The organism is Rhodococcus sp. 24CO (assembly GCF_050586165.1).
GTDB lineage: Bacteria > Actinomycetota > Actinomycetes > Mycobacteriales > Mycobacteriaceae > Rhodococcus_F.
In genome coordinates, this window is record NZ_JAZFNF010000001.1 from 266,328 (window position 1) to 291,933 (window position 25,606).

Sequence of the window (25,606 nt, forward strand, 5' to 3'; positions counted from 1 at the left end):
CCTGGTGCCCCGAGATCACCGATCGACCGGTGTGGTTACCCGCTCGTAATGGGGCTACAGTGGCGAACACACAGCCCTTCCGTGACGCGAAACCCGTGCGTCACATTTGTTCGCAGGAGCGCGCAATGGCACCCGCCGCCGCAGGATATTTTCGCCGACTGACCCGTCGTCTCACCGAGGATGTCGATCAGTTGGATGCACAGGAAATGACCGAGTCCATCGAGGCCGTGGGAGGCCGGAAAGCATGCGACTGTCGGCGTGGTGAAGAGGTCACGATGGAGGGTCGACTCCGTAGCGTCGACGCGTGTCCGAAGTCGGGCAATGCCAGCATCGAAGCGGAATTCTTCGACGGCACCGAGGTCATCAACCTCGTCTGGATCGGCCGACGCCGCATTCCGGGCATCGAGACCGGCAAGACCATCCTGATCCGTGGCCGCGTCGGCGAGCGGGACGGGCGCAAGGCAATCTTCAATCCGTACTACGAGCTGCGCGGCGAGTAGCCGCAGCCGTAGGACCAGACACAGCGCATTTGCCGCATAACGCGGCGCGTGTGGCACCCTCGACAGGTGAGCGAACCCAAACAGCAATCGGTGATGGACCAACTCGGTGGAGTGAGTGGTCTCGTCTACACGTCGTTGCCGATTCTGATCTTTGTTCCGGTCAACAGCATCTGGAACCTCACCGCTGCCATCTGGGCGGCTGTGGGCGTGGCCGTGCTGATCGCCGCGTGGCGAGTCTTCCGTAAAGAGTCGATCCAGCCGGCAATTTCAGGCGTTCTCGGTGTCGCCGTATCGGCGTTCATCGCGCACCGCACCGGAGATGCGAAGGGCTACTTCCTCTTCGGGATTTACACGAGCCTCGCCTATGGTGCCGCGTTTGTAGTGTCCATCCTGATTCGCTGGCCCCTGGTCGGTGTCATCTGGGGTTTTCTCAACGGTCACGGCAACCTGTGGCGTCGGCACAAAGGCGCTGTGCGGGCTTACGACATCGCTACCGCGGCATGGGCGTTGGTGTTCGGTGCCCGGTACATCGTGCAGTCGCAGTTGTACGACACAGATCACACGGGCTGGCTCGCGGTGGCACGTATCGCGATGGGGTGGCCGCTCGCCGGACTGGCGTTTGTGGTCACCATTTGGGCTGTGCGCAAGGCAGATCGGATTGTCGAGCCCCCGCCTACCGAGAGCGATATCGAAGCGGTAGGCGAGGAGCCAGGCGATCAGCCGGATCAGCGCGACATCAGCTGACCAGATCCTGATACTCGGGGTGCTTGCCGACGAACTTCACGACGTACGGGCACACCGGGTGTACTTTCAGCCCGCGTGATCGCAGTTGATCCAGTGCACCGCTCACCAGGATTGCGGCCAATCCGAATCCTTCGAATCGGGGATAGATCTCGGTGTGATTGAACGAGAGCACGTCACCGTTGGTGGTGTAGTCCTCGATCCCGGCAAGGTCTCCGTCGACGTGAATCTCGAAGCGGTTCTGAGCCGGATTGTCGACGACAACGGTGTTTTCGGGTGCAGTGGCCATGATTATCCCTTTCGTTGTGCGATGTCGGTGTCAGGCGTCGAGACGAAGCGCCGTTCGGAGCTGATCCTCGGTGTCGATAGCCGCAACGAAGAGAAGTTCGTCGCCGCCTTCGATCGGGTCGTCGAGTTCGGGAACAATGACGCGGCCACCGCGCAGGATCGTCACGAGCGCGCAGTCTCGGGGGAGTTCGAGCCGCTTGACGGGCTTGCCGGCGAGGGGTGTGTTGTCGGGCAGGGTGATCTCGACGAGGTTCGCCTGTCCCTGACGCAGAGTCATGAGTTTGACCAGGTCGCCGACCGAAACGGCCTCCTCGACCAGCGATGCCAGCATCCGGGGGGTGGAGACGGCAACGTCGACGCCCCACGACTCGTCGAAAAGCCATTCGTTTCGCGGATCGTTGACGCGAGCGACAACGCGGCGGACGCCGAATTCCGTTTTTGCGAGCAAGCTCAGCACGAGATTGGCTTTGTCGTCACCGGTTGCGGAGATGACCACCTCGTAAGACTCCAGCGAGGCTTCCTCGAGTCGGCTCAGCTCGCAGGCGTCGGCATGTACCCAGGTGGCTTCGGGTACTGATTCGGGTTCGACGTGTTCGATCTTGCGTTCGATCAGCATGACGTCGTGGTTACTGCGAATCAGTTCGCGCGCAATGGAGCGACCTACGGCACCTGCGCCGGCGATGGCGACCTTCACCTGGAACTTCCAATCACGTTGTGGTGCATCAAGTTTTCGGGCAGTGGGCTTGGGTGTGATGTGTGCATCGCGGCCACCTCAGTCGTCGCTCGGCGGCGGATTGCCGGCAAGCGCGATCGCTTCGGCAACGGTGCCGGACACCGCTGCGACGTACACCTGATCGTCGGCTTGGATGACCGTCTTGCGATCGGGGAGAACGCCGGTGCCGAAGCGGATGATGAATGCCACCCGGGAATTGGTCGCGCCTTCGAGAACCGAGATGGATTTACCGGCCCAATCCTCGTGTAGCGCAAGTTCGGTGATCGCGACGTTTCCCGACGGATCGCGCCACTTCGCAGTCTGGCTTTCCTTGGTCAGCGTGTGCAGGAACCGGTCGGTCGACCACGGAACTGTTGCCACGGTGGGGATGCCGAGGCGCTCGTACACCGCGGCGCGTTTCGCGTCGTAGATTCGTGCGACGACGCGTTCGACACCAAAAGTCTCGCGCGCAACCCGGGCCGCGATGATGTTGGAATTGTCACCCGACGAGACTGCCGCGAAGGCGTCGGCGCGCTCGATGCCTGATCGGATCAGCACGTCGCGGTCGAAGCCCATGCCGAGGACTGTGGTTCCCGTGAAATCATGGTCGAGCCGCAGAAATGCACTCTGATCGCGGTCGATGACCGCAACTTCGTGTCCGATCCTGGTCAGGGACGCAGCGAGGGAAGATCCCACACGACCGCATCCCATGATGACGACATACACGAACTACTCCATTCATGGACCTCCGACGCGATTGCACGTCGAAACGAACGGTACATCGCTGAGCGGGAAGAGCAAGTTTCGACTGGCGTTTTACCGGTGTGATCGCACAGCGGGCGACGGAGTTCTGCTGCGAATGACTCCATATCGGGCGCGACGGCTTACGCTTTGCACGTGTCTAAGCTCTCGACCGCGACGAAGCGGCTCTTGCTCGGCCGGCCGTTCCGAAGTGACAAACTCGGGCACACGCTGCTACCCAAGCGGATTGCGCTCCCTGTGTTCGCGTCCGACGCCATGTCGTCCGTTGCGTATGCCCCCGAAGAAATCTTCCTGGTTCTCTCCGTTGCGGGCATTTCGGCGTACGCCTACACGCCGTGGATCGGTCTGTCGGTCGCCATCGTGATGGCTGTCGTCGTGGCGAGCTACCGCCAGAATGTCCACGCGTATCCGTCCGGTGGCGGTGACTACGAGGTGGCGACGGTCAACCTCGGGCCGACAGCGGGTTTGACCGTCGGCAGTGCGCTGATGGTCGACTACGTGCTCACTGTTGCTGTATCGATCTCGTCAGCGGCGTCCAACATCGGTTCGGCACTGCCGTTCGTGGCTCAGCACAAGGTGCTGTTCGCGGTGGCGGCGATCGTCCTGCTGACGGCGGTGAACCTACGCGGCATCCGGGAGTCGGGAACTGCGTTCGCGATTCCGACCTATGCCTTCATCGTCGGGATGTTCCTGATGTTGGGTTGGGGGTTCTTCCGGATCTACGTGCTCGGTGAGGATGTTCACGCGGAATCGTCGTCGTTCACTCTCAATGCCGAGGACTCGCATCTGTACGGAATTGCCTTCGCGTTCCTGATCGCGCGCGCGTTTTCCTCAGGCTGTGCCGCGCTGACCGGCGTCGAGGCAATCAGCAACGGTGTGCCGGCCTTCCAGAAGCCGAAGTCGCGCAATGCTGCCACGACCTTGCTGCTGCTCGGGTCGATCGCCATCGTCTTGCTGATGGGCATCATCATCCTGGCTCAGAAGATCGGCATCGTGTACGCCCACAATCCGCAGGAACAGCTGGTCGGTGCTCCTGAGGGTTACCACCAGAAGACCCTGATCGCGCAGATCGCCGAAGCCGTGTTCAACGGATTCCCGATCGGATTCTTCTTCATCGCCATTGTGACTGCGCTGATCCTCGTGCTGGCTGCGAACACCGCGTTCAACGGCTTTCCTGTGCTCGCGTCCATCCTGGCCCAGGATCGCTACTTGCCACGCCAGTTGCACACTCGCGGCGACCGCCTGGCATTCAGCAACGGCATTTTGTTCCTGTCGGCTGCAGCTATCGCCTTTGTGGTCATCTTCGGAGCTGAGGTCACCAAGCTGATCCAGCTCTACATCGTCGGTGTCTTCGTCTCGTTCGTGCTCAGTCAGACCGGCATGATCAAGCACTGGACGCGCCACTTGAAGTCCGAGACAGACAAGGCGCAGCGCGCTCGTATGCAGCGGTCGCGGGTCATCAACTCGATCGGTCTCGCGATGACCGGCGCTGTGCTGATCATCGTTCTGATCACCAAGTTCGCAGCGGGTGCCTGGATCGCGATCGTCGCGATGGTGGCCATCTTCGGCGTGATGAAGTTGATCAGACGCCACTACGACAGCGTTGCCGCCGAACTAGAGGAGCAAGAGTGGGACGGAGTCCTGCCGAGCCGCACGCACTCGATCGTGCTTGTCTCGAAGCTGCACATGCCGACGATGCGCGCCCTGGCCTATGCGCGAGCAACACGACCGGACACGCTCGAGGCAATCACCGTCAACGTCGACGAACCTGACACCCGCGCGCTTGTTCGTCAGTGGGAGAAGAGCGACGTGACGGTGCCGCTCAAGGTGATCGAATCGCCGTACCGAGAGATTACGAAGCCGGTGCTCGACTACGTCAAGCGTGTACGACGCGACGCGCCCCGTGACGTGGTCACCGTCTTCATCCCCGAGTACGTGGTCGGCCATTGGTGGGAGCAGATCCTGCACAACCAGAGCGCATTGCGACTCAAGAGCCGTCTGCTCTTCCAGCCTGGCGTGATGGTGACGAGTGTTCCGTGGCAGCTGAGTTCGTCGGCGAAGGCCAAACCGCTCGATGTCGAGAAGACGGCCGGCGCTACCCGTCGGGGTTACGACGCAGGAGAAAAATGATTCGGCTACGACGCCGGAGAGAAATGATTCGCCTACGACGCGGGCGAAAGATGATCAATCGAGAAAATGGAACGGCAGGCGTAGTTCGTTGAGTGAGAATTGGACCGGTCAGACCTTCGAGGCCGAACTGGGCAAGCCCGGTCACGGCGGGTTTGTTGTTGCCCGCCACGAGGGACGAGTGGTGTTCGTCCGTCATGGCTTGCCGGGGGAGCGGGCTCTGGTTCGCGTCACCGAGGACAAAGGCGGATCGTTCGCCCGCGCCGACGCGGTGTCCATTCTCGAGGCGTCGCCGCACCGCATCGACCCGACGTGCCCCATCGCCGGGCCCGGAGGGGCAGGTTGCTGCGACTACTCGCATGCCGATATGCAGATCCAGCGCGAGATGAAATCTCTGGTGGTGGCAGAACAATTGCAGAGACTGGCCGGCGTCGAACACGACGTGCAGGTGGAGGAACTGCCGGGCACCGGCGACGGCACCGGGTGGCGGACTCGCGTTCGGCTGGCCGTCGACGGAAACGGTGAGGCCGGGTATCACGCGTTTCGCAGCAATCGCATCGTGACGGATTTGCGATGCACCCAGATCGAGGAACGTGCCTACGACGGATTGGCCGGACCGCAGTGGTCTCCGGGCAGTGAACTGCAGGTGGTCCTCGACGCCGCGGGTGCCAGGCATGTTGTCGAGATCAGTGCGCCCACCATCGCGAAGGCGGGGCGTCGTGCGCCCGGGCGGCGCGGGGCGACGGCTCGCCGTGCTGCGAGCAGTGGCCCGCGGAAAACCCGTGTTGCGATCGGTAATGACACCGTGCGTGAGCGCGTCGGAATCCGCGAGTGGGAATTGTCCGCGACGGGCTTCTGGCAGGCGCATCGTGGTGCGGCGCAAGCGTATTCAGAGGTCGTGCGGGAGTGGGCCGGTGTCGGGTCCGGTGCTACGGCGTGGGATCTGTACGGCGGAGTCGGGGTGTTCGCAGCGGTACTGGCCGATCTTGTCGGACCGGATGGCGTCGTGGAATCCGTGGAATTGTCGGCGCGGGCAACATCGGACGGACGGGCAGCGTTGTCCGATCTGGAACAGGTCCGATTCCACACTGACCGGGTTGAGAAGATCGTCGCAAGCGCGTCATTGTCTTCGGCGCCGGGTGTGATTGTTCTCGATCCGCCGCGAGCGGGCGCCGGCCGACCGGTGGTGGAGGCGATCGCGTCGACCGGAACCGAACGCGTGATCCATATCGGTTGTGATCCGGCATCGTTCGGCCGGGATATCGGTCTGTATCTCGAGCAGGGATTCCGCATCGGTGGGTTCCGTGCCTTCGACGCCTTTCCCCAAACGCATCACGTGGAATGCATCGCTCTACTCGAGCGTTGAGGACTCTCGGGGTCTGATCGCTGTCGGTTAGCTGATTCCCGAATCGAGTGTGACCCTTATCGCGTCGCCGGAGGTTGCTTGCGCTATGCAACTAAATGTATAGTTGCGTTCTGCAAGTAGTTTTCGCGTAGATCGTTGTCAGGGGTTCTCATGTCAGTGCAGCCGGATACGGCCCAAGCTCTTGTCGACACGGTTTTCCTGTTCGGCAGATCCTTGCGGGCCGTGGTGACGCACAGCGCTGAAAGCGTGTTACCGCCTGCGCTGGTCAGCGTGCTGTTCATGCTGGCAGCCAAAGGGGAGTGCAGGCAGAACGAGCTGGCAGTAGACCTTTGTGTCAGTCAGTCCTCGCTCAGTCGGCAGATGTCCGATCTCGTCGACGCCGGGTATGTCGAGCGAAGTCCCGACCCCGCAGACAAGCGAGCGTTCCGAATCCGGGTCTCGGACGAGGGACACAGCGTTCTCGAGGAAACGAAACAACGGCGAGCCGCGCGATTGCGCAGCATGCTCGAAGACTGGAGCCAGGAAGAGGCCGTGGCCGCAGTGGCGTCGCTTCAACGTCTCAACGAGACGTTCGGCGCAGCCCTCCATCGTCAGGCCTCACCTGCAGTCCCGCACCCGGTCATGCCGGTCGCGGGTGTAGAAACTATTGGGAGATAAGCACATGTCAGCCACAGTTGGAGAAACTCGGGCTAGTACCGAGAGCGGTGCTATGACGCACAGCGAAATTTTGAAAGTCCTCACCGGACTGATCGCGGCACTCTTTACCGCGCTGCTGAGCAGCACCATCGTCTCGACGGCTCTCCCGACCATCATCGGTGAATTGCACGGGACACAGACGCAGTACGCCTGGATCATCACGGCGGCACTGCTCGCGACGGCCGCGTCGACGCCCATCTGGGGCAAATTGTCTGACCTCTTCAACAAGAAGTTGCTGGTCCAGACGTCGATCGTGATCTTCGTGATCGGTTCTATTATCGCCGGCGCAGCACACAACGTGCCGCTGCTTCTTGGCGCCCGCGTGATTCAGGGCATCGGCATGGGTGGTTTGACGGCCCTCGTCGTGGCCATTATCGGCTCCATCATTCCGCCGCGTGATCGTGGTCGCTACTCCGGCTACATGGGTGCTGCCATGGCTGTCTCGATGTCCGGTGGACCCGTTCTCGGCGGTGTCATCGTCGACACTGTCGGTTGGCGCTGGTGCTTCTACGTGTGTGTTCCGTTGGCAGTGATCGCACTGTTCCTCCTGCAGCGCACCTTGCACATCGAGACCGAGAAGAAGGAAAACGTCTCTATCGACTGGTTGGGCGCCACCTTGCTCACCGCCGGTGTCAGCGTTCTGCTGATCTGGGTTTCCTTCGCCGGTCAGGATGACTACTACGCCTGGTTCTCGATGCAGTCGCTGTACTTCGTCGTCGGCGGACTTGCCTTGCTGGCTCTGACGATGTTCGTCGAATCCAAGGTCAAGGATCCGATCCTGCCGATCAAGATCATCACCGAGCGCACCACCGCGTTGGCCATCATCGCGTCGGTCGCTGTGGGTGTCGGCCTGTTCGGTGCGACAACCTTCCTGACGCAGTACTTCCAGACAGCTCGCGGTTTCGATCCGACGGCAGCCGGACTGCTCACCATCCCCATGGTGGCAGGCATGCTCGTCGCCTCGGTCGGCTCGGGTCAGATGATCACCAAATTCGGTCAGTGGAAGCCGTTCGTTGTTTCCGGCGCAGTCCTGCTGATGATCGGTTTCGGTCTGCTCTCGACGATCGACCACGCGACCAACCTGTGGACCATCGGAATCTTCATGGCCATCGTCGGTTTGGGCACCGGCATGCTGATGCAGAACATCGTGCTCGCGGTCCAGAACACCGTCAGCGTCGAAAACATCGGCGCGGCAAGCAGTATCGTTGCCTTCTTCCGTACCTTCGGTGGTGCGATCGGTGTGTCGGTACTGGGTTCCATCCTGGCAAGCCGCGTCGGCACCCTGACCAAGGAATCCGTGTCCGCACTGCCGCCCGAGCAGCAGATGGTTGCTGGAAAGAGCTTGCAGGACGGACTCGACCTGAACAACATGCCCGACTTCGTCGGACAGATCGTTCGATTCGCGTACGGCGACGCAACGGGACGCATCTTCCTGGTCGCAGCCGTAGTTGCCATCGTCACCCTGGTAGCGGTGTCCTTCATCCCGAACCGTGCACTGCGGACCACGATCGACATCGTTGTACCCGATGCGGACGAGGTCAACCTCGAAAAGTCGGCTTCACGCTGATCACGCCATAGACCATCGAACACGGATCGAGATCGTTTCCTCGATCTCACCGTGTTCGACGGCTAGCGGAGCAGAATCTGCCCGAGCCGCGGCAAACACACCGTGCACCGGGACCATCTGGTCGGCGCCCTCGACAATCTCGAGGGTGTCGACCAGATTTTTCCGTGCGAGGGCCGCCAACTGTAAGGCTTTTGATTGTGCTGACGCCCAGGCGGATTCGCGGGCGAGCTCGGCCAGCGCCGTTCGATCCTCGAGGTCGAATGCAACGCTGTCGAGTCGGATCGCGTCGCCGGAGGCGGACACGCAATCCGCGATAACGGCGGCGGGCGAATGCGCGCTGTTCGCAGTCAACTCGCGCACCACTAGTCGAAACGTCGTCGACGCAGTGAAACCGGTGGTTTCCGCTCGGCCGCCGTCCACCCACTGAGTTTGAGGGTGGATGCTCAATCCTGTTGTCACGAGGTCGGCTCCGCGGATGCCGTGCGCGTGCAGTGTGTCCGTCAATGCCGCCGAGTGCCTGGTAAGAGCATCGAACGCGTCGGCAACTGCCGGGTCTGTCACCGAGATGCCAATCGACAACCGGGCAATGTCGGGAGTGGCTGTTGCGCGGCCGATTCCACTGACCGTCACACTGGTCGCGTCCGACTGTTCCGAATGAGTGTTGGTCATAGGGTTTCTCCGATCAGATGCGTCCTGCGCCGATTACGCTGCGCAGGGTCATGTCGAGTTGTTCGTACGCGCCCGATGCCAGGCTCTCGAGCAGCGCAAGTTTGAGTTCCGGTGCCGCAGAGGTCAGTTCGCTGTACCGGGCAGTCGTAAGGACAGCAACAACGACAGTGGTGTCGGCGCGTACGTCGTTGAGGAAGCGGGAGTTCAGGAACATCGTCATCTCGCCGAACGTCATTCCGGCGGACAGCGTCGCGATCCGGTGCGTGAGGCCTTGAACATCGGTGAACGTCGTGCTCACCTGTCCTTGCAGAATCAGATAGAACCCTGACGCTGCATCACCGCGGCGGGCGATAGTTTCCCCCCTGGCATACGTACGGCTCTCGAGCTGAGACACGAAGGCAGACACCTGTTTCGGTGACAAGGCGTCGAGTACGGGGTGATCCTCGATCGATACGCTCGCCGGCTGCCGTTCCTGTGAGCAGTGGAGCGTCAGTAGCTCGTCCTCGCACCACGCCATCGCGGCGTCGAGGTCGGCAAAAACTCGTCCGCCGCGTTGTGCGGGATTGATACTCGAACTCGCCTGCCCGAGAAGTCCGCTCGGATCCACCAATGCCACGGCGCAGCCCTTGTCTGCCAGATCGGCGCGCAGAGCCGTGATCATGCGAATCGCCACGTCGCTGGCGTCGTCGACCCGTCGCACGTCGATCACGACCACCTCGAGTCCTTCGTCCACCGAACCGATCTCGCGCACGGCAGACTCTGCACCGGTGAACAGGAGATCGCCGTGTAGTTCGTAGATCCGGCTCCGCTTGCCGACGTCTTCGAGAACAGCCTGCTCGGTGGCTGTGCGCCTGACGCGGGAAGGAGCCTGCGTCACGTTGTAGCGAGCGCGGATCGACGACCTCGATGCCCGCGTCACATGGAGGAAGTGAAGTTCCAACTCCTTGGACAGTGCCTTTGCCGCGGCAACACCACGAACACTATTTCCATGAGCATCGAGTCTGGGGGAGTAGACGGCGATCCCGATCTGTCCGGGAAGAACTGCCATGACGCCGCCGCCGACGCCACTCTTGGCCGGCAACCCCACTTCGACCAGCCACTTTCCGGCACCGTCGTACATGCCACACGTCGACATGACACTGAGCACCTGTTCGACGCCGACGGCGGTGAGCGCGCGCTCGCGGGTCAGCGGATTGATTCCGTTGTTGGCCATCGTCGCGGCCATCAGGCTCAGGTCGCGGCAGGTCACGTCGATGGAGCACTGACGAAAGTACAGGTCCACGGCATCGTTGGGGTCGCCGGAGATCACATCGAACGAACGCAGCATGTGTCCGATCGCGCGATTGCGATGGCCTGTTCGCGCTTCGGATTCGTAGACGGCTTCGTTGAACGCCAACTCCCGGCCCGCGTAGCGCGAATAGGCTGCGCGAATTCGTTCGAAGCGGGTTGCCTGATCTGCACCCGTCACCAACGAGGCCGCGGTAATCGCGCCCGCGTTGATCATCGGATTTCGTGGTCGTTCGGTGAGGGGGTCGAGGCTGATCTCGTTGAACGGCTCACCGGACGGTTCGACGTCGATTTTGGCTGCGACGGCGTCGGCACCGTGATCGGCGAGAGCGAGTGCGTACGTGAACGGCTTGGAGATCGACTGGATAGTGAACGGATGTCGGGAATCGCCGACTTCGTACACGTAACCGTCGATAGTGGCGAGGCAGATTCCGAACGAATCGGGGGCGACGGCAGCAAGTTCGGGGATGTAGTCCGCGACTTCTCCGGCATCGAGCGATTTCACGTCGTCGAAGACTCGGGCGATCAAATCGTCCACTACGTTTCCCATAGAACGACTGTAGGCGGACGAGTTCGACAATTTGGGGTTGCCGAGCGGGTCAACACAAGATCCTTCATCCGATTTGTCTGTGATTGCGGTCACGAACCGTCGCCGAGGTGGTGCTGTAACCCGAAGTCACAGGTGAATACCGCCGAGTCCGCGTGTCGGTTCGCCGCATCGCTCCGTAGACTGACAGAACTGTCGTACAGACAGCCGCGGCGCGCACCGGTGCAGCTGTGAAGCACGGAAGGAGCGATCTCGTTGGGTGTTCTTGCCCGCATTCAGGGTCCTGACGATCTGCGTCAGTTGAGCCACGCCGAGGTTTCGGAGTTGGCTGACGAGATTCGTGAGTTCCTGGTGCAGAAGGTCGCTGCCACCGGTGGTCACCTCGGCCCCAATCTCGGCGTAGTCGAGTTGACCCTTGCCCTGCATCGAATTTTCGATTCTCCGCAAGATGCCATCATCTTCGACACCGGGCATCAGGCGTATGTCCACAAGATTCTGACCGGACGCAAGGATCAGTTCGAGACCTTGCGTAAGCAGGGTGGATTGTCGGGATATCCCTGCCGTGCCGAGAGTGAGCACGACTGGGTCGAGTCCTCCCACGCGTCAGCTGCACTGTCCTATGCAGACGGTCTGGCCAAGGCGTTCGCGCTGACCGGTCAGGATCGACACGTTGTCGCCGTTGTCGGCGATGGTGCACTCACCGGCGGAATGTGTTGGGAAGCCCTCAACAACATCGCGGCCGGCAAGGATCGCTCCGTGGTGATCGTCGTCAACGACAACGGTCGTTCGTACGCGCCCACTATCGGCGGACTCGCCGATCACCTTTCTGCGCTGCGTACCGCGCCGAGCTACGAGCGGGCGCTCGACAACGGTCGCAGGCTGGTCAAGAAGCTTCCGTGGGTGGGTCGCACCGCTTACTCGGTACTGCATGGAATGAAAGCCGGTCTCAAGGATGCGGTCAGCCCGCAGGTCATGTTCACCGACCTCGGCATCAAGTACCTCGGCCCCGTCGACGGCCATGACGAGCAGGCCATGGAATCGGCATTGCGCCGGGCCAAGGCATACGGCGGACCGGTCATCGTTCATGCCGTCACTCGCAAGGGCAACGGTTACGCGCACGCCGAGAACGACGTCGCGGATCAGATGCACGCAACCGGGGTCATCGATCCAGTCACCGGACGGTCCGACAAGACGCCGGCACTCGACTGGACGTCAGTCTTCTCCGCCGAGTTGATCGAGCAGGCTTCGCGCCGCGAGGACATCGTGGCGATCACAGCCGCGATGGCAGGCCCCACGGGACTGGCGGCGTTCGCGGAGAAATTCCCCGACCGCATGTTCGACGTCGGCATCGCCGAGCAGCATGCGATGACGTCAGCGGCCGGACTCGCGCTCGGCGGGTTGCACCCGGTGGTCGCGATTTATGCAACGTTCCTCAACCGAGCCTTCGATCAATTGCTCATGGATGTTGCACTCCTGAAGCAGCCGGTTACGGTAGTTCTCGACCGTGCCGGCGTCACCGGCGTCGACGGCGCCAGCCACAACGGTGTTTGGGACCTGTCCCTGCTCGGTATCATTCCCGGAATTCGTGTTGCGGCTCCACGTGACGCCGTCACGCTTCGTGAAGAATTGGATGAAGCACTCAAGGTCGATGACGGTCCGACCGTCGTTCGGTTCCCGAAGGGTGCTGTCCCCGAGGGGATTCCGGCGATCAGGCGGCTCGACGGAATTGACGTGCTTCGCGAATCCGACGGCGATCGTGGCGATGTGCTCCTCGTTGCGGTCGGACCATTTGCCTCCTTGGCCCTCGCGATCGCCGATCGTCTCGACAAGCAGGGCATCGCGGTGACCGTTGTCGATCCGCGTTGGGTTCTGCCCGTCTCGGACGCGTTGGTCAAGATTGCCGACAAGTTCGCGCTCGTTGTCACCCTCGAAGACGGCGGGGTACACGGCGGTATCGGATCGACGGTTTCCGCGGCGTTGCGGGCTGCCGGTGTTCACACCGCGTGCCGCGACATGGGCGTGCCACAGCAGTTCCTGGATCACGCCTCCCGTGAAGCCATCCATCAGGAACTGGGTCTGACGGCGCAGGATCTGTCCCTGAAGATCACCGGTTGGGTTGCCAGCATGGGAGGGTCCGCGGTTCACGTTCACGAGGATGCGCCTGCGCGCGGCGACGCTCCCGCCCAGGGCTGAGTACTAGCTCATACGTATCGGCACTGCTGAGAATTGCTTCTCGGCAGTGCCGATACGTTTATGCGCGGGTGTTGCAATTACTGCACCGATTCGAGTGTGCTGCCTCGTGTTTCCTTCACGAATTTCAGCACCACGAACAGCGACAGCAGAGCCATCACCGCGTAGCCGCCGTAGGTGAGGGACAGATTCCAATCGGCCAGCGACGGGAAGGTCCAAGACACCAGGAAGTTGGCGATCCAGTTTGCCGCAGTGGCGAGACCGACTGCGGTGGCGCGCACGCGGTTGGGGAACATCTCGGAGATGAGGACCCAGACGACAGGTCCCCACGACAGTGCGAAGAAGAACACAAAAGCGTTTGCACCGATGAGCGCGATGGTGGCATTGGCGCCACTGAGTGTCGCGACGGACTCGCCGATCTCGTTCTTGGTTACTGTTGCCGAATGGAAACAGATGGCCGCGGTTCCGAGTGAGATTGCCATACCGGCGGAACCGACCAGCAGTAGCGGCTTTCGCCCGACGCGGTCGATGACGGCAATCGCGACGAAGGTACCGACGATGTTGACCAATGCACTGACGACGCTGATCAGGAGCGAGCGATCTGCGCCGAATCCGACGGCCTGCCACAGCGTGCTGGAGTAGTAGAAGATCACGTTGATTCCGACCAGCTGCTGGAGAGCGGCCAATGCGATGCCGAGCCAGACCAGGTACGAGACACCGAGGCGCTTCGAAAAAAGCTCACGCACAGTGGTTTTGGCCTGCTTGAGTTTGAGAGACTCGCGAATCTCGTCCATTCGGCCGGTGACGGCGTCGTGGTCGCCGCCTTCGAGGTCGGAGATGATCTTGCGCGCCCGATCATCCTTGCCCTGAGCAACGAGGAAGCGAGGAGACTCCGGGATCGTGGTCGTCATGACAAGATACAAAACCGCAGGTACTGCCTCGAGCATCAACATCCACTGCCAGGCTTCGAGACCGGCGATCTGATTACGCGCGCCACCGGCAGCGGCCTGCAGGGCGTAGTTGACCAACTGCGACACCGCAATTCCGAGCACAATGGCCAATTGATACATCGAACCGAGGCGGCCGCGGATAGCTGCCGGCGAGATCTCCGCGATGTATGCCGGTGCGATCACCGACGCAAAACCGACAGCGACGCCACCGACGATGCGCCAAAACGTGAGGTCGTAGACACTGAACGGAACGGCCGAACCGACGGCGCCGACAACAAACAGCACTGCCGCGATCTGCATGACGCGGATGCGACCGAGTCGATCAGCAAGTGACCCCGCTATCCAAGCGCCCAAAGCAGCGCCGAGCAGGGTCAGCGAGACGGTGAGGCCCGTGGCACCAGCACCGATGTCGTACTTGTCGCGGATCGCTCCGACGGCTCCGTTGATGACAGCTGTGTCGTATCCGAACAGGAATCCGCCGAGCGCGGCAGCGCCGGCAAATAGAACTGCATGTCCGACGGCGGCGCGTGTAGCGCCGGAACCGCCACTGTCGGTCGAACCGCTGAATGCCATTCCTGCCCCCTTCGGGCCAAGTGAACGACGCCCCGATGCGTCGTCCGCGTGTAAAAGCACTCTGGACGCTACGCCCACCGCGCGCGATTTGGCGGCTAGACGAGTCTTGTTATCCACCTGAGTTGTTCGGGACATTCGTCGGCAACGCCGATCGAGCGTCAGGTTGATGCGATCCGTTCGGCCTTTGCGGCGAAGTTCGCAAGATCCGCGGCCATCATCTTTCGGGTGATCCGAAGTCCGAGACGTCCGAATACGGCGCCGAGGATTTTGGACACGGCCGACTGGGCTTCGGAAACACCGGCGAAGTTCATTTCGAGGAGCGTGCCGCCGGGTACGGGCTTCAGTGTGAATCCGGACGTGTAGTCCATGCCATTCGAATGTGCTTTCACCACAGTGCGAGTGGGCGCCTCGACCTCCACGACCCACATTTCCTCGGACGCTTCCTTGCCCATCAGCTTTCGGGTTTCACGCCACCTGGTGCCCACGGCGTACCTCTCACCGGCGAGCCGTTCGATACGGGTCACGCCGGTGAGGGTGTCGACAGCGCCGTCGAGGTCGGTGACGACCTTCCACACGGTGTCCACGGGGGCATTGACAACTCTGGTCACGGATGTCGCAAGTTCGGCCATGCGCAGAGCCTAGGTCGTGACACCGACAGCGGGTTACTGTCAGCCGGCGCGATTGGCGGCTTCCGTCAACGACGGCGTGATCTGGTCGAGGACCCACGGTGTGCTCAGGACGTTGACGTTGCTGAGGCCGCCGATGACTCTGGTGTCGCTGAGGAAGACCGTCGACCCGCGCTTGACGGCGTCGAGTGCGCTGACCGCGGGAATGGTTGCCGGGTCGGTGGTTCCGTCGGTGAAGCCGACAATGACATCGGCGTCGATGTCGCCGATGTTCTCGTACGAGAGCGTCGTGAAGAACGATCCACCGGCATTGGCAGCTCCGAGCTTTTCGACGCCAGGTGCGTTGACGAATCCCAGTTCGTTCAACACCTGCACGCGGGGATCCGTTGGGAGGTACACGTTGACATTGCTGGCGTCGGTGTCGAAGTTGACGACCGCAATAGTCTTTCCGGCGTATTCGGGATGCGTTGCGGCAGTGTCGGCGAGAGTGGTGTCGAGGCCCTCGATCAATGCGTCGGCTTCGGTCGGCTTGCCTACGGCCTTCCCGACAATGCGTGTCTGGTCCTGCCAGGTTGTCTGCCACGCGTCGCCGGGATAGGCAACAGTCGCCGCAATCTTGCTCAACTGTTCGTAGACCGACTTCTCGAATCCTTCGTATGGGGCAAGGATCGCGTCGGGAGTCAGGGAAGCGACAATTTCGACGGGCGGCTCGCCTGTGGCCGGCATGTCGAACAGTGTGGTCTTGTCAGCATCGAAGTATTCCTGTGCCCACGGCATCACTCCGTTGTCGTCGGCTCCGTAGGTGTACTTGGGCTGTCCGACCGGAGTGAGACCGAGTGCGTAGAGGATGTCTTGAGCGTTCCAGCCGAGGGTGACCAATCGTTCCGGTTGGGTTTCGATCGTGGTGGTGCCGAAGACGTTGTCGATGCTGACCGGGAAGCCCTCCGAGTTCGCCGGGGCAGACGAGGAGTCCGAATCGGATGAGCAGGCTACGAGTGCGGTGGCGGTGAGTGCAGCCAGACCCAATGCTGCCCATCCGCGAACGGTAGATTTCATGTAGGAAAGCCTAACCTGTTCTGGTAGCCGGAGGGCGACCTCTTCGGGATCAGTCGAACTGGCATCCGCTTACGGGTACGCCGTTGAAGCGATCGCGGAGGTAGTCGAACGCGTTGTTCGGGCCGAAGCCGTCGATGATTTCCGGGCCGAAGTGGTTGGCAAACGTTGTGCCGGGTGCGATCGGTGGCAGCCCGTTGGTTCGGAAGGTGACAGTGGCACCGCGTGAGCACCAGGTCTGCGCGAGCCCGCGTGCCTGCGAATAGGGGATGGTGTCGTCATTGATTCCGCTGGTTACGAGAACGGGGGAGGTAGGCGTCAGGTTGCCGACCTGTTGTTCGTCGAGAATGGTTGCCGCTTCGGGGATCTCGTCGAGGTGCGCAAGGAGGGGCCGGCCGTCGACCGTCAGCGCATCGGTGCGCATGAAGGGGTGTTTCACGATGATGTCGCCGACACATTCGGTGGACAGTTGATCAAGAAGGGCGCGCCCTTGCGGGGTGATTCGCTCGTCCAACGACGCATTCAGTTCGGGATAACGCGCGAGCAATCCGTTGATGTTGAATCCGACGACACCGCCGATCAAGTTGCCGTCGATCTGTCCGAGTACTGATCGCAGATCGGCTGGGGGAGCGCCCGCCCAGGTTCCCGCGAGATTGAGTTCCGGTGCGTAGCTCGGCTGGAGTTCGGCCGCTGCTGCGGCTGCTCCGCCGCCTTGCGAGTACCCCCAGAAAGCCAAGGGAGTGTCGGAGCCGGTTCCGCTGAGAATGTTCGCCGCCCGGGCAGCGTCGAGCATTGCGTGTGCTTCTTCGATTCGATTGACGTAGGTGTGGACGCCAGGGGTGCCCAGGCCGATGTAATCGGTGACAAAAACGCGGGCCCCCAGAGCATTCCAGGTTCCGGCGGAGAACAGTTCCTGATTTGCGGACATCGACGGCGGATCGGTCTGGATCAGCAGAGCGTCGGGAAAAGCACGCGACGCCGCGCACTGGTCACCCTGGCCCATTGTGCCCGGTCCGATGACAACAGTCGGTCGCTCGCCGGTGCCTTGCCAGGGCTTCGACGAGTCGATGTAGGTGCCCGTCGCCGCGGCGGGCGTGCCGTCCTGTAGCCGCGATGTGTACATGACTCGTTGCGCTGCGGCGGGCCATGGACCGTTGTAGTCGGGTAGTGATGCGATCAGCGTCATCGGTTCTGTGCGAATGACGCTGCCGGGAACGGTCGGGAAATCCGCGGGCGGTTGATAGAACTCGGGGATAGAAGGGGCGGCAGCGGCCGGGCTGATCGCGGTGACGGTACCGAGCGACGTTGCGACGACGGATATGCCGATCAGTGTGGCCACCCGGAATCTTCGGGTGGACGTGCGCCGAAACGCTACGGACAACTTGTTCATGGATGCCTCTCGATGCGTGTCGACGACAGCGCACGAGTTGCTGCGATCGACCTGAAGAAGTGTGAAAGACGGATCTCGACAGAGTCCCGCGTGCCGGAGTGGAACGCCGTACGCCTAGGTGCGGCAATCGATCTCGGCAGTGCTCGGAATGTGTGGTGCGGAGCTCACCCCTATGAGCTACCGGCGAGTAACAACATAGCCCATAATTTCGTGAACTGGGTCACGAAAGTGCAATTTCGCCCAAAAATCTTCTCGAACGGTTCGTAAATCGTCGTGACCTGCGGCCTTGTTGCGATCCTGTTTTGGGTGAATCGGGTGCTGATAGGCGATAATTGCCCAGTGCGGTCGCAGCAGAAGATCCTGAACGCCACGCTTCGACTGATCGAGGGTGGCGGGTTCGAGGCCGTCAACATGGCGGCGATTGCTCACGAAGCCGGTGTGTCGCGCCAAACTGTCTACTCCAACTTCGGGTCCCGCGAAGAAGTGGTGTCCAAGGCGATGTCCGATCTTACGGTCGAGATGTTGAGTGGCATCAAAGCTCGCCTGGCTGCGGTGGAGAGCGCCTGTGACTACGTCGTCGAATTCATCGTGGCATCACGGGCCGAGGTGCGGGCTCACCCAGTGTTGACGACCTTGTTGCTCGCCGAGCGCGGTGACCCGGTGTTCTCGGCGGAGATGATGGTGCGTGCTAAACCTGTTGCGCACGAGTTTCTTTCACCGATTGTCGAGCGAGGGCTCGCGACGGAGGAGGAGTTGGACGGCATTATCGAGATAGCCGTCCGGTTGGGTTTGTCGGTCATTGCGTTCGACAGTGAATCCATTCACTCCGACGACGATTTACGAACTTTTCTCACTCGGTGGCTGCAACCCGCAATGCGTTCCACTTCCTAGTTTGTAGCCTTCCATTCAACTTTTCTTGACACTATTGCGATAAGTGTCTAGTTTTGGACTCGCTCGGTTGTTTTGTCCATACGGAACTAGGCACTGCCCCCTGATTTTCTGGTGCCCCGTGAATTTTCGCCGCCGGCACATTCGGCGATTCACCAAGGGAGCACAGCTATGTCTGCACTGAAACGGCGAGCCTTTCTGTCCGGGGCCGCCGCGGCACTGGCCGCAGTGGCCATACCGAGTGTTTCTCGGGCCGATACCGGTACCGCTGCCAGGGCAGTGGGAGTGCCGCTCACCCGCGAAGAACACCGTGTTGTTGTGATCGGGTCGGGATTCGGCGGCGGCGTGACCGCGCTGCGGCTGGCCGAGGCCGGCGTTCCGGTCACGGTGCTGGAGAGGGGAATTCGGTGGCCGTCGGGTCCCAACGCCGAGACATTTCCCCATCCGGCCAATCCTGACAAACGGATCCTGTGGCACCAGTCCAGTCCGACGCTCTTCGGTAGACCGGTTGCATTCGAGCCGTACGTCGGGTTGCTCGAGACGGTGTCCGGCGAGAACATGACGTCGATCTGCGCCGCCGGAGTTGGCGGCGGATCGTTGGTGTACCAGGGCATGACACTGCAACCCGCCCAATCCGTCTTCAACACCCACTTTCCCGAGGAGTTGGACTACGCGACGATGGACCGGGTTCACTATCGGCGCGTGGCATCCATGCTGCAACTCGCCGTAGCGCCCGACGAGTTGGTCGAGAGTCCGAATTACGAGGCTGCCCGTGTATTCGCCCGCAATGCAACGCGTTCCGGGCTTCCGGTGTCCAAGATTCCGATGCCGATCGACTGGGATTTTGCCCTGGCTGAACTGCGCGGCGAGATGAAAGCCTCGTATACCAATGGCGACGGCGCACTCGGCGTGAACAACGGCGGCAAGCACTCGGTGGACGTCACCTACATCGCCGCTGCAGAAGCCACAGGATTGGTGAAAGTCGATACGCTGCACCAGGTTACCGATGTCGAACGCGCGGAAGACGGCCGGTGGCGGGTATACGTGAACCGCACCGACACGTCCGGGCAAGTGCTCGAGAACAAGATCTTGACCACAAAGGCCCTGGTCATGGCCGCGGGCAGCGCCAACACGACAAAGTTGCTCGTGCGAGCCGGTGCGCAGGGGCGGATTCCCGATCTCCCGGACGAGTTGGGCGGTGGCTGGGGTACCAATGCCGACCGCATCTACATCTGGTCTGACCCCACCGAGAATTTCGGTAGCACCCAAGGCGGCCCGGTTGTCTACGGAAGCCGGAACTGGGATGATCCGAACTCCGCGTTCACCATTATTCAGGCGTCGTTCCCGCCGGTGCCGTTCGATGCGCGCAGCACGGTGATGGTCGGATTCGGTGTCAGCAAAGACCGAGGCCGGTTTGTGTACGACTCCGCGCGTGGCGAGGCAGTGCTCCGTTGGCCGAAGGACGGCGACTCTGTAATTCAGCAAGGCCACATCGGGCCGGCCGCCCACAAGATCGCCGGGAACACCGGCATCCTCACGGACACGAATGAGCTGCTGTCGTCGACGTGGCATCCGCTCGGCGGCGCATGCATGGGAACGGTCTGCGATCTCGAAGGCCGAGTTCACGGTCAGCGCGGACTGTACGTGCTTGACGGAGCCTTGATGCCCGGAAATGCTGCTGCGTGCAATCCGTCGATGACTATCGCAGCCGTCGCGGAACGGGCACTCGACTACATCGTGAAAGACGATGTTGGAACAGTGTTTTGAGCTACGGAGTTTTGAGCTACTGAGCTGTTGAACTTACGCGAACGGCGCACCCGGAGAATCCGAGTGCGCCGTTCGCGATAGTCAGAACGAGGAGGTCAGACGCTCGCAACACCAGACGCGAGGAAGCGCTTGCCGTTGACGGCCTCCGAGGTGCCGGTGCGGTCCAGGTACGGCGTGATGCCGCCGTTCCAGAATCCGAATCCGCCGCCGAGCAGCAGGCAGAGGTCGATGTCCTCGGCCGCCGCTACGACGCCCTCGTCGAGCATGATCTGGATTTCCTCGGCGAATGCACGACGCGTGCGCTCGAGGACCTCTTCCGAGGTGGACGCCTTGTCACCCTGAGGCCACAGCGCAGCAACCTCGGGATCGACAGCTTGGCCGTTCTCGCCCCAGGTCCACACGCCGGGCTTGCGGGCCTCTACGAGTGCTTCGAGTCCGGGCGAGCTCTTGAACCGATCCGGGTACGACGCCTGCAGGGTCTCGCCGGTGTGCAGTGCCACTGCAGGTCCGACGAGGGCCAGCAGGGTGAACGGCGACATCGGCATACCGAGTTCGGCGATGGCGTTGTCGGCGACGTCGAAGGGGGTGCCTTCGTCGACGGCGGACATGACCTCACCCAGGGTGCGGGTGACGAGGCGGTTGAAGACGAAGCCGGCCTTGTCACCGCACAGGACGGCGGACTTCTTCAGCGATTTCGCGGTGGCGAAAGCCGTTGCGAGCGTAGCGTCGTCGGTCTTTTCGCCCTTGATGATCTCGAGGAGCGGGAGAACGGCAACCGGGTTGAAGAAGTGGAAGCCCACCACGCGCTCGGGATGCTTCAGCTCGGACGCCATCTCGGTGATGGAGAGCGACGAGGTGTTGGTCGCGAGGATGGTTTCGGGAGCGATGAACTGCTCGAGTTCCGCGAAGACCTTCTTCTTGACGTCCATGTTCTCGAAGACGGCTTCGATGACGAAGTCGGTCTTGGCAAACGCGGCCTTGTCGAGCGAACCGGAGACAAGTGCCTTGAGCCGGTTCGCGGCGTCGGGGGAGAGGCGTCCCTTGCCGAGGAGCTTGTCGATTTCGGTGTGGACGTAGCCGACACCCTTGTCGATGCGCTCCTGGTCGATGTCGGTCAGAATCACCGGCACCTTGAGCTGGCGGACGAACAGCAGTGCGAGCTGGCTGGCCATGAGACCGGCACCGACGATGCCGACGCCGTTGACCTTGCGGGCCAGCGAACGGTCGGGCGCTCCGGCGGGACGCTTGGCGCGCTTGTTCACCAGATCGAAGGCGTAGAGGCCGGCGCGGAGTTCGTCGGTCAGGAGGAGATCGGCAAGTGCCTCGTCCTCGGCCGCAAAGCCCTTGTCGAGCGAAGCGGCATCGGTGATGTCGGTGGTGCGAGCCAGTTCGAGCAGCTCGACAGCTTTGACGGCGCCGGGAGCGTTGCCCTTGGTCTTGCCGTCGACGATGGCTTTCGCGCGAGCAATCGCGTCATCCCAGCCCTGGCCACGATCGATCTCGGGACGAGCCGGCGTGACGGTGCCGGCGAGAACCTGCGACGCCCAGGCGAGTGACTGCTCGATGAAGTCAGCAGAGTCGAGAACGACATCCACGACGCCGAGTTCGAGTGCCTTCTTGGGGGAGAGCACCTTGTTCTGGTTCAGCGAGTTCTCGATCACCACGGTGACGGCGTTGGACGCGCCGACGAGGTTGGGGAGCAATTGCGTGCCGCCCCATCCGGGGACCAGCCCGAGGAATGCTTCGGGCAGACCGAGTGCACCGGCGTTGGCCGCAACTGTGCGGTAGTGGCTGTGCAGGCCGACCTCGAGGCCGCCGCCCAGAGCGACGCCGTTGATGAAGGCGAACGTGGGAACGGAGGACTCACGCAGGCGTCGGAACACCTTGTGGCCCAAGCGGCCGAGCTCGAGTCCCTGCTCACGGGAGGTGATGGAGGGAACGCCCTTGAGGTCTGCGCCGGCAGCGAAGATGAACGGCTTGCCGGTAACGGCGATGGCGACCGGGTTCGCGGCAAACGCCTCGTCCAGTGCGGCGTCGAAGGAGGCGAGTCCACCGGGGCCGAAGGACGACGGCTTGGTGTGGTCGAAGCCGTTGTCGAGGGTGATCAGTGCAAACGGGCCCTCGATGCCGGGAACCGAGATGATCTTGGTGTAGGCGTTCGTCACGACCTCGTCGGCGAATGCTGTTGCAATATCAGACATTTAGTTAACTCCTGCCTGGTAGTCAGCGTGGTTCGGGTTCTCCCAGATGACGGTGCCGCCCATGCCGAGGCCGATGCACATGGTGGTCAAGCCGTAGCGCACGTCGGGACGCGTCGCGAACTGGCGGGAGAGTTGCGTCATCAGGCGCACGCCCGACGAGGCGAGGGGGTGGCCACACGCGATGGCGCCGCCCCACTGGTTGACGCGCGGGTCGTCGTCGGCGATGCCGTAGTGCTCGAGGAACGCGAGAACCTGAACCGCGAACGCTTCGTTGATCTCGAAAAGTCCGATGTCCTCGATCTTCAAGCCGGTGCGCGCCAGAAGCTTCTCGGTGGCGGGAACCGGTCCGATGCCCATGACTGCGGGGTCGACGCCCTGGTAGGCGAAGCCGACCATGCGCATGCCGACCGGCAGGCCGAGCTCTGCTGCGGTGTCTTCACCGGCGAGAAGTGCTGCCGTGGCGCCGTCGTTGAGGCCTGCGGCGTTGCCGGCGGTGATTCGTCCGGCGGGGCGGAACGGTGCTTTGAGCTTCGCGAGGTCTTCGACGGTGGTTCCGGGGCGCGGCGGCTCGTCCTCGGTGGCCAGGCCCCAGCCCGCGGAGCTGCGGGTCGCGACGGGAACCAGGGTGTCGGCGATGAAGCCGGCCTTCTTGGCGGCGTCGTACTTGTTCTGGCTGTTGACGGCGTAGGCGTCCGTGCGGTCTTTGGTGATGGTCGGGAACCGGTCGTGCAGGTTCTCGGCGGTGTTACCCATCACGAGTGCGCTCGGGTCGACCAGACGGTCGGCGAGGAATCGAGGGTTGGGGTCTGCGCCCTCACCCATCGGGTGGTGGCCCATGTGCTCGACGCCACCGGCGACAACAACGTCGTACTGGCCGAAGCCGATGCCCGACGCGGTGGTGGTGACGGCGGTCATTGCGCCGGCGCACATGCGGTCGATGGCAAATCCGGGGACGGTTTCGGGCAGGCCGGCGAGGATCGCGGCGGTGCGGCCGATGGTCAGTCCCTGGTCACCGGTCTGAGTGGTGGCAGCGATCGCCACTTCGTCGATCCGCGCGGGATCCAGCTGCGGGTTGCGACGAAGCAGTTCGCGGATGGCTTTGACGACGAGGTCGTCTGCACGCGTCTCGGCGTACATGCCCTTGGGGCCTGCTTTGCCGAACGGGGTGCGAATGCCGTCGACAAAGACGACGTTGCGTTGGTTGGGTGTGGATGGAGCCACGCGAATTCCTCCTGATGGAGATGCCCACCACGCGCTGGGCGGATGGGACTTACGGTTCGGCAATCACGGCCAAGCGTCCGGCCTTGTAACAAGCGTACTACTGCCCATTACTCACCGGTAACTTAACGGGTCGAATTGCTCCACCCACACCCGCAGCCCCGTCAGGATTCGTCGGTTGCCGCTGCTTTCTCTTCGGCCCCGACCGCGTCATCCTCGGCCGGAACTACTGAGTTCAGCGCCTCCGCGAGGACCGGGACGGTCAAGGTGCGCTGCCACGTGCGGGCGCCGCCGGACGTGAGCTTCGTCTCGATCGCAGCCGTGACCACGGCGATGTCCGATCCAGGCTCGATCGTCCAGTCCCAGCACAGACGACGCACCAGATCCGGTTGCAGCAGATTCTCGACGGGAACTGATACCTCGGAACTGAGATCCGACAGTGCAGCGCGGGCCGCAGTCAGACGATCGGCGGCTTCCGGATCCTGACGCGCCCAGCGTCCCGGAGCAGGCGGGCCGATGCTCGGCGGAGTCTTCGGCGGAAGCTCGCGCTCCGGCAGGGCCCGAGCCGATTCCAACGCCGACATCCAGATCCGTGAGTAACGTCGTTGCCTCGGGCCACCGAACACCGGTAGCGACCGCAGCGCGTCCATCGACCGGGGATCCTTGAGTGCCGCGTCGATGATCGCCGAATCCGGCAGTACTCGGCTGGGAGAAACGTCGCGCTTACGTGCGAGATCTTCACGCGCTTGCCACAACGCCCGCACCGCAGCCAATTGGCGTGTGGTCTTCAGTGACGTGATGTGCGACGTGCGGCGCCAGCGATCCGGCTTCGGCTTCGGGGGGCCGGCAAGTCGAATGTGCTCGAATTCTTCTTTCGCCCAATCCAATTTGCCCTGCGCACGCAATTCAGCTTCCATGGCGTCGCGCAATTCCAGCAGTACTTCGACGTCGAGCGCGGCGTAGTTCAGCCACGGTGCCGGCAGCGGCCGTGTCGACCAGTCGGCGGCGCCGTGACCCTTGCGAAGTTCGACATGCAACGTGCGTTCCACGATCGCGGCCAGACCGACCCGTTCGAATCCGGCCAGTCGGCCCGCCAACTCGGTGTCGAAAAGTACAGCCGGATACAACCCCAACTCGGCAAGTCCGGGCAGATCCTGGTCCGCGGAGTGCAGAACCCACTCCAGAGGGTTGATCGCCTCGGCCAGCGGTGCCATGTCCGCGGCGGTGGGGATCGGATCGATCAGAAACGAGCCGGCACCCTCGCGTCTGAGCTGAATCAGATACGCACGGGCGGAGTACCGGAATCCCGACGCACGCTCGGCGTCAACAGCCAAAGGCCCGGTGCCTGCTGTCAATTCAGCGGCAGCCTTCGCGATCCCGTCGGCGGTGGTGATGACAGCAGGCACACCGTCACGCGGGACCAGGAGTGGTTCGACATCGGACGTGGGCTCGGTTGCATCATCGGTGACTTCGGACATGATCGATAAC

At 62.3% G+C, this 25,606-nt stretch carries 21 protein-coding genes; 9 read left to right on the top strand and 12 right to left on the bottom strand.

Annotated features, from left to right (window positions below):
- The first annotated feature begins 125 nt into the window (after positions 1–125).
- On the top strand, positions 126–500 hold the full coding sequence (locus V2B23_RS01250; RefSeq protein ID WP_033234775.1) for an OB-fold nucleic acid binding domain-containing protein: 375 nt from the start codon (positions 126–128) through the stop codon (positions 498–500).
- A 66-nt stretch (positions 501–566) separates the two neighbouring features.
- On the top strand, positions 567–1,244 hold the full coding sequence (locus tag V2B23_RS01255; RefSeq protein ID WP_430948659.1) for a DUF3159 domain-containing protein: 678 nt from the start codon (positions 567–569) through the stop codon (positions 1,242–1,244).
- Here the strand turns inward: V2B23_RS01255 and V2B23_RS01260 are convergent.
- The 3 genes from V2B23_RS01260 to V2B23_RS01270 form a co-directional block, all read right to left on the bottom strand.
- The gene (locus tag V2B23_RS01260) at positions 1,237–1,530 is read right to left on the bottom strand and encodes a GNAT family N-acetyltransferase (protein WP_430948660.1); all 294 of its coding nucleotides are present in this window, start codon (positions 1,528–1,530) and stop codon (positions 1,237–1,239) included. The two genes, V2B23_RS01255 and V2B23_RS01260, sit on opposite strands and share 8 nt — an antisense overlap.
- Positions 1,531–1,560: 30 nt before the next feature.
- Positions 1,561–2,223, bottom strand: coding sequence for a potassium channel family protein (locus V2B23_RS01265; RefSeq protein WP_138868212.1), 663 nt, complete (start codon positions 2,221–2,223; stop codon positions 1,561–1,563).
- 78 nt (positions 2,224–2,301) lie between these two features.
- On the bottom strand, positions 2,302–2,967 hold the full coding sequence (locus V2B23_RS01270) for a potassium channel family protein (RefSeq protein WP_430948661.1): 666 nt from the start codon (positions 2,965–2,967) through the stop codon (positions 2,302–2,304).
- Positions 2,968–3,138: 171 nt separating this feature from the next.
- Here V2B23_RS01270 and V2B23_RS01275 point away from each other — a divergent pair, with 171 nt between their 5' ends.
- The 4 genes from V2B23_RS01275 to V2B23_RS01290 all read left to right on the top strand — a co-directional run bounded on the left by V2B23_RS01275 (position 3,139) and on the right by V2B23_RS01290 (position 8,759).
- On the top strand, positions 3,139–5,133 hold the full coding sequence (locus V2B23_RS01275) for an APC family permease (protein WP_430948662.1): 1,995 nt from the start codon (positions 3,139–3,141) through the stop codon (positions 5,131–5,133).
- 88 nt (positions 5,134–5,221) lie between these two features.
- Positions 5,222–6,496 (top strand): class I SAM-dependent RNA methyltransferase, encoded by a 1,275-nt coding sequence (locus V2B23_RS01280; RefSeq protein ID WP_430948663.1) that lies wholly within the window; start codon positions 5,222–5,224, stop codon positions 6,494–6,496.
- Positions 6,497–6,646: 150 nt separating this feature from the next.
- Positions 6,647–7,153: a MarR family winged helix-turn-helix transcriptional regulator gene (locus V2B23_RS01285; protein WP_430948664.1), complete on the top strand. Its 507-nt coding sequence runs from the start codon at positions 6,647–6,649 to the stop codon at positions 7,151–7,153.
- Positions 7,154–7,157: 4 nt separating this feature from the next.
- Complete coding sequence (locus tag V2B23_RS01290) at positions 7,158–8,759, top strand: MDR family MFS transporter (protein ID WP_430948665.1); 1,602 nt, start codon at positions 7,158–7,160, stop codon at positions 8,757–8,759.
- Here the strand turns inward: V2B23_RS01290 and V2B23_RS01295 are convergent, their stop codons facing one another.
- Positions 8,760–9,428: an SIMPL domain-containing protein gene (locus V2B23_RS01295; protein WP_430948666.1), complete on the bottom strand. Its 669-nt coding sequence runs from the start codon at positions 9,426–9,428 to the stop codon at positions 8,760–8,762.
- A gap of 13 nt (positions 9,429–9,441) precedes the next feature.
- Entirely contained in the window at positions 9,442–11,265 is a 1,824-nt protein-coding gene (gene glsA, locus V2B23_RS01300; protein WP_430948667.1) for a glutaminase A, read from the bottom strand.
- Between the two features lie 252 nt (positions 11,266–11,517).
- On the opposite strand from glsA, the gene dxs reads away from it, so the two are divergent.
- A complete protein-coding gene (gene dxs, locus V2B23_RS01305) occupies positions 11,518–13,455 on the top strand; it encodes a 1-deoxy-D-xylulose-5-phosphate synthase (protein ID WP_430948668.1) in 1,938 nt (645 codons plus the stop codon).
- Between the two features lie 77 nt (positions 13,456–13,532).
- Here dxs and V2B23_RS01310 read toward each other — a convergent pair whose 3' ends face one another.
- The 4 genes from V2B23_RS01310 to V2B23_RS01325 all read right to left on the bottom strand — a co-directional run bounded on the left by V2B23_RS01310 (position 13,533) and on the right by V2B23_RS01325 (position 18,044).
- On the bottom strand, positions 13,533–14,975 hold the full coding sequence (locus V2B23_RS01310) for a sugar porter family MFS transporter (protein ID WP_430948669.1): 1,443 nt from the start codon (positions 14,973–14,975) through the stop codon (positions 13,533–13,535).
- 158 nt (positions 14,976–15,133) lie between these two features.
- Positions 15,134–15,604 (bottom strand): SRPBCC family protein, encoded by a 471-nt coding sequence (locus tag V2B23_RS01315; protein WP_430948670.1) that lies wholly within the window; start codon positions 15,602–15,604, stop codon positions 15,134–15,136.
- 39 nt (positions 15,605–15,643) lie between these two features.
- Positions 15,644–16,657 (bottom strand): iron-siderophore ABC transporter substrate-binding protein, encoded by a 1,014-nt coding sequence (locus V2B23_RS01320; protein ID WP_430948671.1) that lies wholly within the window; start codon positions 16,655–16,657, stop codon positions 15,644–15,646.
- A gap of 49 nt (positions 16,658–16,706) precedes the next feature.
- Complete coding sequence (locus tag V2B23_RS01325) at positions 16,707–18,044, bottom strand: lipase family protein (RefSeq protein WP_430948672.1); 1,338 nt, start codon at positions 18,042–18,044, stop codon at positions 16,707–16,709.
- A gap of 339 nt (positions 18,045–18,383) precedes the next feature.
- Between V2B23_RS01325 and V2B23_RS01330 the strand changes: the two genes are divergently transcribed.
- The gene (locus tag V2B23_RS01330) at positions 18,384–18,935 is read left to right on the top strand and encodes a TetR/AcrR family transcriptional regulator (protein WP_430948673.1); all 552 of its coding nucleotides are present in this window, start codon (positions 18,384–18,386) and stop codon (positions 18,933–18,935) included.
- 168 nt (positions 18,936–19,103) lie between these two features.
- Positions 19,104–20,699, top strand: coding sequence for a GMC oxidoreductase (locus tag V2B23_RS01335; protein WP_430948674.1), 1,596 nt, complete (start codon positions 19,104–19,106; stop codon positions 20,697–20,699).
- A 95-nt stretch (positions 20,700–20,794) separates the two neighbouring features.
- Here the strand turns inward: V2B23_RS01335 and V2B23_RS01340 are convergent, their stop codons facing one another.
- The 3 genes from V2B23_RS01340 to V2B23_RS01350 form a co-directional block, all read right to left on the bottom strand.
- Positions 20,795–22,900 carry a 3-hydroxyacyl-CoA dehydrogenase NAD-binding domain-containing protein gene (locus tag V2B23_RS01340; protein ID WP_430948675.1) on the bottom strand — a complete coding sequence of 702 codons (2,106 nt, stop codon included), beginning with the start codon at positions 22,898–22,900 and terminating at the stop codon, positions 20,795–20,797.
- Entirely contained in the window at positions 22,901–24,121 is a 1,221-nt protein-coding gene (locus V2B23_RS01345; RefSeq protein ID WP_430948676.1) for a thiolase family protein, read from the bottom strand. It abuts the gene before it with no gap.
- A gap of 161 nt (positions 24,122–24,282) precedes the next feature.
- Positions 24,283–25,596, bottom strand: coding sequence for an HRDC domain-containing protein (locus V2B23_RS01350; protein WP_430948677.1), 1,314 nt, complete (start codon positions 25,594–25,596; stop codon positions 24,283–24,285).
- Between the last annotated feature and the right edge of the window lie 10 nt (positions 25,597–25,606).